Source organism: Pseudoalteromonas piscicida (assembly GCF_000238315.3).
Taxonomy (GTDB): Bacteria; Pseudomonadota; Gammaproteobacteria; order Enterobacterales; family Alteromonadaceae; genus Pseudoalteromonas; species Pseudoalteromonas piscicida.
On sequence record NZ_CP011924.1, the window covers coordinates 1414957 to 1428003 of the forward strand.

Below are 13047 nucleotides of genomic sequence, written 5' to 3' on the forward strand. Positions count from 1 at the left end.
GCTTATTCCTCTTTGCCTCCCCAATGACGCCAAACTCCTTGACAATCTTTAGGTAAATACAAGTTACGACCAAGGTCGACCCAAGGCATTGGGAAGTGGAAATCTGACCCTTGGCTTGCTAACAATTCAAACTCTTGACTTAGTCGCCCCAAAAATTGGCGCTCAGTAGGCGCTTGCTGCGGCTGTGCAACTTCCATTGCAGCTCCCCCAACCGATTTAAATTCAGCAATTAACTTTCTCAACCACTTATTCGACATCTTATATCTGGCAGGATGCGCCAACACACTTACTCCACCCGCTGCATGAATAGCAGCAACGGCCGTTTGTATATCGCACCACTGACTTGGCACATACCCAGTCTTGCCACGTGCTAAAAATTTATTGAAAACGCTTTGCACGTTTTTGGCCACGCCCCGCTCAACCAGCACTTGAGCAAAATGCGCTCTGGTGATCTGCGCAGTTTGGGCAAGTGCAAGGGCATCTTCGTAGACATGCTCATAGCCCTTTTTGGCTAAGCGATCGCCGATTTCTTTCGCTCTGGCTTCTCGCTTTTGCTGCTGTTCGTGCAGCAGCTTTGTTAATGCTTCATGCTCAGGGTCAAAATTTAATCCAACGATATGGATCTCAAAGCTTTCCCATTTTGTGGAAATTTCAACGCCATTAATAAGTTCTAAAGTCAGATTATTTTGGTTAATGTAGTCACGGGCAGGCTGGATCGCATCTATCGTGTCATGATCGGTAATTGCAAGAATATCAACGCCTTTTTCCGTTGCTCGCTCAAGCAATTCATCAACAGCTAAGCGGCCATCGGAAAAAGTAGTATGGCTGTGGAGGTCATATTTAATCAAAATGTATTAACTATCTCTATGAATTATCAACGTTTTGATTATATCACAAGTTAACTGATACGACCTTAGGTTATTTTCTGATATTTGCCCTTGACACTTGTAGCAAGAATAGGGTTTACTGTAGCTAATTTAGATTAAACAACGAAATATTCACAAATGAACAAACAAATTCAAAAAAACATTTGGTGGTGGCACTCGAACTAAGCGGGTGTGTTTCGTTATATCTACGATTTATCAACCCGCGCAATGTCGCGGGTTTTTTTATACTTTTTAGAGGCTTATATGAACAACAATATCACAGTAAACACAATTTGGTGGTGGTGGATGCCCTAGCGGGACGGTATTGTTGTGTCTGAACAATAACCCCCGCAGAGCTCAGCTTTCGGGGGTTTTTTATTTTCTAAACAGAATATCTAGGGTCTGTTGATCTTTCAAGTTTGTTTTTGCAGCAGTTTGATTGGTATTTATACAAGGCAGAGCCAGCGTAGCATAGTCATTCTATGTAAGTCTGGCGATAACACAGTAGAAATGCTAATCAAGCGCTGCCCTTTGGGTTCATCTGAGTGCGCTTTGTTCATTGTTGCTCAACTTTTGCCTAGATTACTAGGCGGCAAGTCGAGCGTCGCGACCAAAACACACTCAGAAGAACAAAAATCAAACAGCAAAGGTCAACAGGCCCTAGAAATTAAGAGGAATGAGGTTTGATTTTTAGTCACATAACGACCACACCAGGTGAGGTCACCAGCATAAGACAAAGGCGCGATTATATTGCCAGCCCACTGTCTTTATACGCAGGTTTAAACAAAGTAAACTCGTTACTACTCGAATCAGCTGAAATAGAGTCTAAAGACAATGTGAAAAGTATCGTGCTTGTGGATAGTGCAATTCGATTCGAATGTAACGGCGCCCAAGTAATTGCCAAAGCCTTGTCTAACAATGGTGCTCAGTTGCTACCGTACCTTGCGCAAAAGGTCACAAATTGTGACGTGGTCCTCAATGATAATACCTTGACGCTCACGTACAACGCATTGGAAAGTGACATTGATGAGCATACAAAACTAAAAGCGGATAACGCCTTTAGTGCGCTCAGAACCTGTATAAATAAAATTAAACGTAACTCAGATACGCCGTTTTCCGTCTTTTTAGGTGGTGTATTCGCCTATGATATGGTGGCAAACTTTGAGCAACTTCCCGAAGTACCAGATGGGGACAACGACTGTCCCGACTATGTTTTCTATCTCGCTGAAACCCTAGTTGTGATCGATCATCAAGCACAAACCACTGAGCTCATTGGTAATGTTTTCAATGGCCCTGAGGTTCACGCCAATTGTTTTGAAGTAGGCAAACAGCTAGAAGAGCTAAACAGTCAGTGTGACCAAATCACCGAATTTCAGTTTGAGCCACAAAGTGGCGGCGCAGATGTCAAAGTCAATGTGAGTGACGACGAATATTGTCAACACGTTGAAAAGTTGAAAACCAACATTATCAACGGTGACATCTTTCAAGTCGTTCCCTCTCGCACTTTTTCACTTCCTTGCCATAACTCACTCGCCGCCTATAAACAGCTCAAACTACAAAACCCTAGTCCTTACATGTTTTATATGAAGGATGAACGCTTTGTGCTATTTGGCGCATCTCCAGAGTCGGCTCTCAAATATTGTGAGCAGAGTAACCAGGTTGAAGTCTATCCCATTGCAGGAACGAGACCACGAGGTAAGTTTGCTGATGGTAGTATCAACCCAGATTTAGATAGCCGCATTGAACTTGAGCTGCGCAACGATCAAAAAGAGCGTGCAGAGCACCTTATGCTGGTTGACCTTGCCCGTAATGATGTCGCGCGGATCAGTATTGCAGGTACTCGACACGCAAAAGAATTATTGAAAGTGGACCGCTACTCACAAGTCATGCATTTAGTATCACGCGTCGTTGGCCAATTAAAGCCGGATTTAGATGCGCTTCACGCCTATCAGGCTTGTATGAATATGGGCACTCTCGTCGGCGCACCAAAAGTTAAAGCCGCAGAACTTGTTCGCCATACAGAAAAGCAGCGTCGTGGCAGCTACGGCGGTGCGGTAGGTTATTTGATGGGCAATGGCGCGATGGACAGCTGCATCGTAATTCGCTCCGCGTTTGTAAAAGATAACGTTGCATACGTGCAAGCGGGTGCGGGTGTTGTGTTTGATTCAAATCCACAAAGCGAAGCAAATGAAACCAAAGCTAAAGCCATGGCAGTGATTAAAGCAGTACAGTCCACGTATGAAGGAGCAAACCATGACTAAGGTATACTTTTTAGATAATTTCGATTCTTTCAGTTATAACCTTGTGGATGAGCTTAGTTTGCTAGGACTCGACTTGGTCGTTTATCGTAACAATATCTCTGCCGAAACCATTTTCAATAAAATGTGTGCAGAGGTTGATCCCGTGATCTTAGTTTTATCACCTGGACCTGGCGCGCCATCGGAAGCAGGTTGTTTGCTCGCGTTAATTGAGCTATGTAAAGGTAAATTCCCCATGCTTGGGATTTGCCTCGGTCAACAAGCCCTAACCCAAAGTTATGGTGGTGAAGTTGGCAAAGCGGGTGAGACGGTACATGGAAAATCTTCTATTATTGAAGCGGATGAGCATCCGGTATTTGCCGGACTTGGGACGCAATTCCCCGTGGCGCGTTATCATTCTCTGATGGCAACAAGCGTTCCACCAGCACTACAAGTGATCGCGAGATATCAGGCCATTCCGATGGCTATCTATCACAGTGAGCACAAAGTGATTGGCTATCAATTTCACCCAGAGTCAATATTAACCCCCAATGGCGCTCAGCTATTACAACAAAGTATCGCATACCTTAGCGCTTAGGAGAGCACGATGGAAAAGTTACAACCTCTATTACAGCAACAAGATTTATCGTTCGACGCCGCCAAATCCTTGTTTAGCGATATTATGGCTGGACAACTGAGCGACATCGAACTTACAGCAGCGCTGCTTGCGCTAAAGTTTAAAGGTGAAACAGCAGCGGAAATAGCCGGAGCAGCTCAGGCTATGCGTGATCATGCCACCGCATTTGACAAGCAAGACCTACTCGCAGCAGACAGCTGTGGTACGGGTGGCGATGGCACAAATACCATCAACGTGAGTACCACCGCCGCCATTGTCGCCGCAGCATGTGGTATTAATATGGTCAAACACGGTAATCGCAGCGTGAGCAGTAAATCAGGTTCCGCTGATTTACTAAAAGCGCTTGGGATCAACATTGATATGACTCCCGCACTTGCAGAAAAGTGCTTAGCAGAGACCGGCTTTACCTTTTTGTTTGCGCCGCATTACCACGCAGGTGTAAAACATGCTATGCCGGTTCGCACGCAACTAAAAACACGTACGATATTTAATATTCTGGGACCATTGGCAAACCCAGCCAAGCCTGAAGTGCAATTACTCGGCGTTTACGACCCTGCCCTTGTTTTACCCATGGCTGAAACGTTAAACCGCTTAGGTACGAAACGAGCGATGGTAGTTCACGGTAGTGGCACAGATGAAATTGCCCTACACGGCGAAACGCTAGTCGCAGAAGTAAAGCAGGGTGAAGTGACGCAATACACTGTTACCCCAAGCGATTTTGGACTAGAAAACTATTCACTTGAATCTATTGCTGGTGATACGCCAGAATATAACGCGAAAGCGAGCCTTGCGATTTTAAATGGTGAAGGCGAAGCAGCACACAATGCAGCGATTATTGCAAACGTTGCAGCCTTGTTGGTATTAACCGATAAGGCCACAGATTTTAAAACTGCAAGCCAACAAGTACGCGAAGTGCTTGCGAGCAAGAAAGCCATGACAACCTTGGCTAACATTGTAGAGGTAAGTAATGGCTAACGTATTAGAAAAAATTGTTGCCGATAAAGTCGAAGAATTAAAAGCGCGTAAGGCGCAGCGTCCGCTAAGTGACTTTATCGACGAAGTAACCCCCACCACGCTTAACTTCACCGCTGCGTTGGCGCAAGCTGGGACCCAATTTATTTTAGAGTGCAAAAAGGCGTCGCCTTCAAAAGGCCTTATTCGCTCACATTTTGATTTGACTGAAATTACCAGTGTTTATCGTAAGTACGCGACATGTATTAGTGTACTAACCGACGAAAAATACTTTCAAGGCAGTTATGAATACCTTGCCACGGTGAGAAAGCTGGTTGATCAGCCTCTGATCTGTAAAGACTTCTTTATTGATGAATACCAAGTTTATCTCGCCCGCTTACACGGTGGCGATGCCATTCTTTTGATGTTGTCTGTATTAAATGACGAAGAGTATTTGGCACTAGCGAGCGTGGCCAAATCACTTAATATGTCGATTTTAACGGAAGTAAGTAACGAAGAAGAAGTGACAAGAGCGCTTGCGTTAGATGCTGAACTTATCGGTATTAACAACCGTGATCTCAGAGACTTATCAACGGATTTAGCAACTACAGAGAAACTAAGAAAGTTAATCCCCGAAGACAAAGTCGTGATTTCAGAGTCTGGTATATACACACACCGCGATGTGAAACGCTTATCACCGATTTGTGACGGCTTTTTGGTTGGTAGTTCACTGATGGCTGAACAGGACTTAGAACTTGCTTGTAGACGCTTGATTTTGGGCGAAAACAAAGTGTGTGGTCTTACACGAAGCCAAGATGCGCAAGCAGCTTATGAAGCTGGCGCGGTATACGGCGGTCTTATCTTTTATCCAAAATCGCCTCGTTATGTCGACATTGATTGTGCGAAGGCTGTCGCCGATAGCGCACCACTCAAGTACGTTGGTGTGTTTGTTAACGCACCGCTTGAACAAGTTGCAGAGTATGCGCAAATATTAAAACTGAGCGCAGTGCAATTACATGGCAATGAAGATGAGCTGTACATCGATACCCTGCGAAAACAACTTCCAGTTACCTGTCAAATTTGGAAAGCACAAGGTGTGGACACAGCACTGCCAAGCCCCTTCGCTGGCGTAGACAAGCAATTGTACGATACCAAAACCGACACTGCATTTGGTGGCACGGGACAAGTGTTTGATTGGCAGCTATTAAATCGTAGTTCGAGCAATTATATGTTGGCTGGCGGCCTAAACCCCGACAATATTCACGGCGCCGTTAATATAGGTGCCGATGGTCTTGACCTAAATTCAGGCGTTGAGCAATCGCCTGGTAAAAAATGCGCTCAAAAAATCGCTAACGCGTTTACACAAATTCGAAAATATTGAGGTGGACATGAGTAATTCAGCTTATTTTGGTGACTTCGGAGGCATGTTTGTGCCCGAGTTACTCGTACCTGCGTTAAAGCAGTTAGAACAGGAATTTTATAAATCACAAAAAGACCCAGAATTTCAGCAGGAGTTTTATCAACTTTTGAATGAATTTGCGGGTCGCCCAACACCACTGACCAAGACACGCAACTTAGTTAAAAACCCTAAGGTCAAACTGTACTTAAAGCGTGAAGATTTACTTCACGGTGGTGCACACAAGACCAACCAAGTGTTAGGTCAAGCGCTCTTAACCAAACGTATGGGTAAAAAAGAAGTCATTGCTGAAACCGGCGCTGGACAACATGGTGTTGCAACCGCCCTAGCCTGCTCCTTACTCGGCTTAAAGTGCCGAGTATACATGGGGGCTAAAGATGTTAAGCGTCAGCAACCAAACGTATTTAGAATGCGTTTGATGGGTGCGGAAGTTATCCCAGTTACCGCTGGCTCAGGCACATTAAAAGACGCGGTAAATGAAGCATTACGTGACTGGTCTGCAAACTACAAAACGGCACATTATTTACTCGGCACGGCTGCAGGTCCTCACCCGTTCCCGACGATTGTCCGTGAGTTCCAAAAAATGATTGGTGAAGAGGCGAAACAACAAGTACTAAAAGCGGAAGGTCGTTTGCCTGATGCGGTTATCGCTTGTGTGGGCGGCGGCTCAAATGCTATTGGTATGTTCGCAGACTTTATTGACGAAAAAGACGTTAAATTAATCGGGGTGGAACCGGCTGGTAAAGGCCTAGATACCGATGAGCACGGCGCTGCACTATGTAAAGGAAGTAAAGGCATCTTGCACGGCGCCTATACCTATATCATGCAGAACAAAGATGGCCAAATTGAAGAATCTTACTCTGTGTCAGCGGGTCTTGACTACCCAGCGGTTGGTCCACAACACGCCTACCTTCATGAAACAGGCCGCGCGCAGTATGTTGGCATTACTGACACTGAAGCATTAAATGCCTTTCAAGCGCTTGCCAAACACGAAGGTATTATTCCAGCCTTAGAGTCGAGCCATGCTCTGGCATACGCATTAAAATATGCAGAAGCGCAAACTGAAGAAACGGTGATTGTTGTTAACTTAAGTGGTCGCGGAGACAAAGACTTAGCTCACGTCCACCAGGTACTATCTGAGCGAGGTGAACTATGAGACGTTATGACGCGATGTTCGCGCACTTAAATGAAAAAAGCCAAGGTGCATTCGTTCCTTTCGTAACGATTGGCGATCCCGATAAGGCACTCAGTATTGAGATCATCAAAAGCCTGATTGACGGTGGCGCTGATGCATTGGAGCTCGGTATTCCATTTTCCGATCCCATCGCCGATGGTCCGGTTATCCAAGCGGCTAACATCCGTGCATTAGAGCAAGATGTTAATACGCAAGACTGTCTTGAGATCATCGCTGAAATTCGTCGTTACAATAGCGATATTCCAATTGGCTTGTTGCTTTACTCAAACTTGATTTTTGCTCGGGGTATTGAGCAGTTTTATCAAGACGCCAAAACTGCGGGTGTGGATTCTATCTTAGTTGCTGATGTGCCACTGCACGAAGCCAAACCGTTTAGGCTCACTGCAATGGCAAATGACATCGCGCCAATTTTCATTGCCACACCGAATGCCTGCGATGATACGTTACGAGAATGCGCCACCCGAGGTCGTGGCTATACTTATTTACTTTCGCGCGCAGGCGTGACTGGCACAGAAACGACGGCACAAATGCCGGCAACAGAGATGATCACCAAACTTATCGAGTATCATGCTGCGCCGCCACTGCTAGGGTTTGGTATTTCTGAACCGGAGCATGTAAAGCATGCGATTAGCTCAGGTGCGGCAGGTGCAATTAGTGGCTCGGCGGTGGTGAAAATCATCGAAAAACATTTGGATGATCCTAGCACCATGTGCTTTGAGTTAAAAACCTTTGTTGAGCGAATGAAAGCTGCAACGCAGAAGTAATATTACTTTCAAGCCAGTGTTAGACACTGGCTCAGATTGATGATAAACCCCGCTTTTTTAAGCGGGGTTTATTTTTCCCAGTTGTTGGAGCAGTTTTCTCTGCCGTAAGTTTCAGCGTTGGTTTTTTGTGTTGGCTAGGCTAATTATTGTGATTTGGTGTGTCCAAGATCGTTTTGAGGGCTTTTAGGGGGAGTTTTCGAGGTTTTTTGCTAGTGTGCAGCCATGAGCGCCATTTTCTTCATATTTTGACATGCCGCTGCTAACAAGCACTGCGCGGTCACTTTTGACAGACCTCTATATCTGCAGTAGCGATGTCCATGATGTTGTTTCGCATCAGCGAAGCTTCTTTCCACCGTTTCGGCTCGTCGTCGATAGAGCTTTTTACCCCAGTCGCTCAGCCTAATCGCATTGGCGTTTTCTACGCTCGATTGCCAAACATGCCGCGTTATAACTTTGGTTTGATTTTTACTGGCTGTACATTGATTTCTGACTGGACAGCGTCCACATTTGCTCGGGTCGGAATGATAGTGACGATAGCCTGTTCGGCTTGTTGTTTTGTAGATTAGAGTTTCACCTTGCGGGCACAGGTAAGTATCTGTATCGGCTTGATATTGATACTCACGTTTGGCGAAGTAGCCTTTCTTTTTATTTGGTCTTCGATACCCCAGCACGCCAACTAATTGCCTTTCTTCCAGATTGTGGCATACCGCGGCGGTAAAATAGCCTGCATCTAGCCCAACCGCGATAGGGTTGAGTGCAAAGGTATCGAGCGCTCTGTCGAGTCGACTGATAATAGGTTGTGAGTCATGGACATTGCCTGCGGTGGCGTGTGTATCAACAATAATGCCGTGTTTACCATCCACAATTCGATGGTCTAGATAGAAGAACCCTTTTGGCTTTTCATCCCGTACCATAAACCCGCTATCTGGGTCGGTGCGGCTGACTTTGGTTGGTTTTGTGCAAGTTGTTTCTTCCTTACACTTCAGGGGCTTTTTTCCTTCACCCTCCCGGTCTTGCAGTACTGCTTCGTTCAATTGCTCTACATACACTGAAGGACTGACTTTTAAGTCTTCTATGTCATAGCGCTTTTTATTGGCATTGGCTTTGAGGTGTGTACTGTCAGCAAATAAGCTATAGCCACCTATGAGTTTTTGTTTCATCGCTTGGCGGACAATGTTATCGAAGATGGATTGATAAATATTGCTGTCTTTAAAGCGCTTTATGCGGTTTTGGCTTAGCGTCGAGTGGTGGATGACATCTTCAGTTAGTCCCATACCTAAAAACCAACGATATGCGACATTGACTTGGATTTCCTTAATCAAGCGACGCTCGCTTTGAATGCCAAACAGGTATCCAAGAAATAAAATCTTGAACATTCGCACTGGGTCAACCGCTGGGCGACCATTGTTTTTACAGTAGAGATGGGCGACTTCATCGCGGATGAATTCGAAATCAATCGCAAGGTCAATCAGGCGAACTAAATGGTCTTTTGGAACCAATTGGTCGATAGCAACCATTTCTAGTTCATATTGCTGAGGGGTTTTGTCTTTAAGCATGGTGAACTCCCTAAACTCACTACGCTTATTAGATCAAAGGGCTAGATCTGTGTCCAGCCCTTTTTCAACAGTCTGAGCCAGTGTTAGACACTGGCTTTTCTTAGCATTAACGCAAGTTATCTTTTAAGGCTTTAGCTGGCTTAAACAATACCTTGTTTTGTCCCTCAATGGTGATGGTCTCACCTGTTTGAGGATTACGTCCTTGCTTTGGGGGATGATAACTTAACGCGAATGTCCCAAGTCCATTAATTTGCATCTGATCGCCTTCTGACAAGCGCTTTTTAGTGGCCTGTAAAATGACATTTAACACCGCCTGTGAATCTTTCTTTGTTAATCCACTAATTTCCGCCATTTTTGTAACTAAATCGCTCTTATTCATGCAAATACCTCTGAACCATTGAATGAGCGCAGCAGGCTATGGGTTTCATCAAAGAAAGTCAATGTTGATGTTCTCGCCGTATCTTGGTAAAACCCTTACAACCAACTTTGTTAGGATAAAAAATGTCATTTTTAATTGAGTACTTACCGCTCATCTTATTTTTTGCGGTTTATAAGTTTGTCGATATTTTTTGGGCAACGGGAGTGCTAATCATCGCCTCTCTTATACAGGTCGCACACCAATACATCACTAAGCGCGAAGTCGCAAAACGTCATTGGGTATTCTTAGCGATTGCATTGATCCTTGGTGGGATGACGATTTTCTTCCATGATGAGCAGTTTATTAAATGGAAAGCCACGATTATTTATGCCATTTTAGGTGCGGCACTGCTCATATCCAGATACCTGTTTAATAAAAACTTGGTAAAAGGCGCACTCGAAGGCGTATTAAAGTCAGTTGCTGAAAAGGAAAAAAGCGAGATTGATATTGATTTACCAGCCAAAGACTGCGACCAATTAAATCTATTTTGGGCAGTATTACTTTTCTTCATCGCAGGCCTAAACCTTTACGTTGCGTACCACTTCTCTCTTGATTTTTGGGTGAACTTTAAAGTCTTTGGTTTAATTGGGATCACCTTCGTTGCACTCCTCTTTACCATGTTTAAAATTCAAAAATATTTACCTGAAGAGTAACCATTCAAGGTTCATCTGCAGCTGCTATAGTTAACGAGTGAGAGCTAACTATAGCGGCTTGTAGCCGCCAAATATTTTGGGGAACCAACCTTGAACGCAAGCCAATACCGGTGGTGTGAACTCGTATTTGTATTCTTTGTCCTGCCCATTGTCGCTTATCAATTCCGTGATCACCTCAACAATTGGCTTTTTCCAGCACTGATCATTTTAATGGCAGTCTGTACCCATTTACTACTAACCGACCCCCATTTCAAACGATTTAGGTTAACCAGTTTGGGAGAGTTTTCGTCCGTCAAAAAACGTTTATTCACCACGTTTTTCGCAGGTGCGATGTTTTCAGCCATGCTCTATGGTTTAGTTAGTCAAGGAAATTGGTTTTCCCTGCCGCTCAATTCACCCAGCGATTGGTTATTATTATTAATTGCCTACCCTATTCTTTCCGTCTTACCACAAGAATTAATTTTTAGGAGCTACTTCTTTCATCGCTATAAAAGGATTTTACCGAATAAGAACAATCGAGTTTTGCTAAGTGCATTAGTGTTTGCGCTTGCGCACTGCGTCTACGACAACTGGATAGCCGTGGCGTTATCTTTTGTTGGAGGGCTACTATTTTCTTATACCTACGCACATAGTCGCTCGCTTGCGGTGTGTGTGTTAGAGCATAGCCTGTGGGGGCTGTGGATGTTTACAATAGGAATTGGGCAGTACTTAGATTCGGGCGTGAAATTTTAGTGGCTTAGTGGAGAATAAACATCGGCGCATTAATACGCCGATGTCATCGTAGCCATAACGAATGTCCTGCAGCTAGAAGCCAAAGATACTGAATGCAAAATACTTGGTTGCAACGGTATTAATAAAAATAGCCAACAGGATCACAGGGATGAATGTAGATAGAGAGAAATTAATATATTTCTCAGTAAAGCTACCTACGTACCCTTCTGAGCCTTGCGCTAATTCTTCATTCAAACCAGATTTTTTCCAGCGATAAGTAACGAATAGACACAACAGCAAACCATTCAACGGTAAAATAGTATCGTAAAACACGTCGTAAATTAGGTCAAAGAAGCTCTTCTGAGCATCGCCATAACTTACAAAACTTGTAAGCCAGTCCACCATTCCAAAAGACATAGTAGATAACACAGTCAAAATACCTGTGGTCAACGCTAAGATAATCAGTGCCTTTTTACGTGAAATACATTTTTCTTCCATCAACGTCGCGGTAGGCACCTCGACAATTGACACAAGCGACGTTATCGCGGCAAAGAAAACCAGCAAAAAGAAAGTACCTGCAACAATTGAAGCACCGACGTAACCAATGTCATCTTGTAAAGCCAATAACAATTTAGGTAAGTAATCGAAAATCATAGATACTGAAGAGTCCGATAACTTACTTGGATCTGTATTCGGATTAAAACTAAAGATAGCCGGAAGTACCATCAAACCTGCAATGAATGCCACTAATGAATCTGTAATAGCGACCATTTTAGAGCTACCGACAATGTCGTCTTTCTTAGAAATATAGGAAGCATAGGTGATCAATATACCCATACCTAAAGACAGTGAAAAGAACGCCTGTGATAACGCGCCATTTAGCACACTTGCATTCATCTTTTCGAAGTCAGGAACGATGTAATAGCGTACACCTGCCATCGCGTTATCAAGGGTTAGCACGTATGCGACAAGGCCAATCAACATGACAAATAACGCTGGCATGAGTAACTTAGCCGCTTTTTCAATCCCTTCTTTTACACCGCCAACCAAAATAAGGTTAACAATAACGCCCACAATCAACATGTAGATGAAAACATTGGTATCGTTGATAAAAGTACCAAAGTACTTCGGAGAGGCGAGTACATCTAAGTTACCTAAAGCTGTTTGCGCTAAAAAGCCAAAAATCCAAACGGTAATAACCATATAGAAGACGGCAATCATAAACGGCGTGAGTACAGCCAAGAATCCAGCTATTGACCACTTTTTATCATGATTAGATAGTAGCTTATATGCGCCAAACGGGTCTTTTTGGGCTTTCCTACCCATTGCCATTTCGGCCATCATGACAGGTAAACAGATAAACACTACAAATAGTGCATAGATTAGTAAAAATGCCCCACCACCATTTTTTGCGGCGGAAACAGGAAAGCCGACTAAGTTACCAATACCAACAGCAGAACCCGCAGCGGCAAGGATAAACCCTAATCGAGAGCTAAAATGCTCACGGTTTGCACTCATTGCAATCAACCTTATTATTATTTTCTACAAATATCCGAAGGACTCTACCAGTCAAGCTGAGTGTTTTCAAGTTTAAATGTCTAATCACTGAAAAACTCTGTGTACATTTACTTTTGCACTGAGG

12 protein-coding genes are annotated in these 13047 nt (G+C 44.1%); 8 read left to right on the forward strand and 4 right to left on the reverse strand.

What is annotated here, in order from left to right; translation table 11 throughout:
• Positions 1–2 precede the first annotated feature (2 nt).
• A complete protein-coding gene (gene rnm / locus PPIS_RS06465; RefSeq protein WP_010378575.1) occupies positions 3–848 on the reverse strand; it encodes an RNase RNM in 846 nt (281 codons plus the stop codon).
• A 701-nt stretch (positions 849–1549) separates the two neighbouring features.
• Here rnm and PPIS_RS06470 point away from each other — a divergent pair.
• Genes PPIS_RS06470 through trpA form a run of 6 tightly spaced genes read left to right on the forward strand, consistent with a single transcriptional unit; the run spans position 1550 to position 8067 of the window.
• Positions 1550–3127, forward strand: a complete 1578-nt coding sequence (locus tag PPIS_RS06470) for an anthranilate synthase component 1 (RefSeq protein ID WP_010378572.1) — start codon at positions 1550–1552, stop codon at positions 3125–3127.
• Complete coding sequence (locus PPIS_RS06475; protein ID WP_010378569.1) at positions 3120–3701, forward strand: aminodeoxychorismate/anthranilate synthase component II; 582 nt, start codon at positions 3120–3122, stop codon at positions 3699–3701. Before PPIS_RS06470 ends, PPIS_RS06475 begins: the two co-directional genes overlap by 8 nt.
• 9 nt (positions 3702–3710) lie before the next feature.
• On the forward strand, positions 3711–4715 hold the full coding sequence (gene trpD, locus PPIS_RS06480; RefSeq protein WP_010378567.1) for an anthranilate phosphoribosyltransferase: 1005 nt from the start codon (positions 3711–3713) through the stop codon (positions 4713–4715).
• Entirely contained in the window at positions 4708–6072 is a 1365-nt protein-coding gene (trpCF, locus tag PPIS_RS06485; RefSeq protein WP_010378566.1) for a bifunctional indole-3-glycerol-phosphate synthase TrpC/phosphoribosylanthranilate isomerase TrpF, read from the forward strand. The genes trpD and trpCF overlap by 8 nt, the downstream gene beginning before the upstream one ends.
• A 7-nt stretch (positions 6073–6079) precedes the next feature.
• Positions 6080–7264 carry a tryptophan synthase subunit beta gene (gene trpB, locus PPIS_RS06490; protein ID WP_010378564.1) on the forward strand — a complete coding sequence of 395 codons (1185 nt, stop codon included), beginning with the start codon at positions 6080–6082 and terminating at the stop codon, positions 7262–7264.
• Complete coding sequence (trpA, locus tag PPIS_RS06495; RefSeq protein WP_010378562.1) at positions 7261–8067, forward strand: tryptophan synthase subunit alpha; 807 nt, start codon at positions 7261–7263, stop codon at positions 8065–8067. Before trpB ends, trpA begins: the two co-directional genes overlap by 4 nt.
• 209 nt (positions 8068–8276) lie before the next feature.
• On the opposite strand, the gene PPIS_RS06500 is transcribed toward trpA, so the two are convergent.
• Both PPIS_RS06500 and PPIS_RS06505 read right to left on the reverse strand, forming a co-directional pair.
• On the reverse strand, positions 8277–9623 hold the full coding sequence (locus PPIS_RS06500) for an IS1182 family transposase (RefSeq protein WP_096040873.1): 1347 nt from the start codon (positions 9621–9623) through the stop codon (positions 8277–8279).
• 106 nt (positions 9624–9729) lie between these two features.
• The gene (locus PPIS_RS06505) at positions 9730–10002 is read right to left on the reverse strand and encodes an HU family DNA-binding protein (protein ID WP_010374071.1); all 273 of its coding nucleotides are present in this window, start codon (positions 10000–10002) and stop codon (positions 9730–9732) included.
• Between the two features lie 122 nt (positions 10003–10124).
• On the opposite strand from PPIS_RS06505, the gene PPIS_RS06510 reads away from it, so the two are divergent.
• Together PPIS_RS06510 and PPIS_RS06515 are read left to right on the forward strand one after the other, a co-directional pair.
• Positions 10125–10694 carry an inner membrane-spanning protein YciB gene (locus PPIS_RS06510; protein WP_010374069.1) on the forward strand — a complete coding sequence of 190 codons (570 nt, stop codon included), beginning with the start codon at positions 10125–10127 and terminating at the stop codon, positions 10692–10694.
• A gap of 90 nt (positions 10695–10784) precedes the next feature.
• The gene (locus tag PPIS_RS06515) at positions 10785–11426 is read left to right on the forward strand and encodes a CPBP family intramembrane glutamic endopeptidase (RefSeq protein ID WP_021032635.1); all 642 of its coding nucleotides are present in this window, start codon (positions 10785–10787) and stop codon (positions 11424–11426) included.
• A 72-nt stretch (positions 11427–11498) separates the two neighbouring features.
• On the opposite strand, the gene PPIS_RS06520 is transcribed toward PPIS_RS06515, so the two are convergent.
• Positions 11499–12923 carry a sodium-dependent transporter gene (locus PPIS_RS06520; RefSeq protein WP_010374065.1) on the reverse strand — a complete coding sequence of 475 codons (1425 nt, stop codon included), beginning with the start codon at positions 12921–12923 and terminating at the stop codon, positions 11499–11501.
• Between the last annotated feature and the right edge of the window lie 124 nt (positions 12924–13047).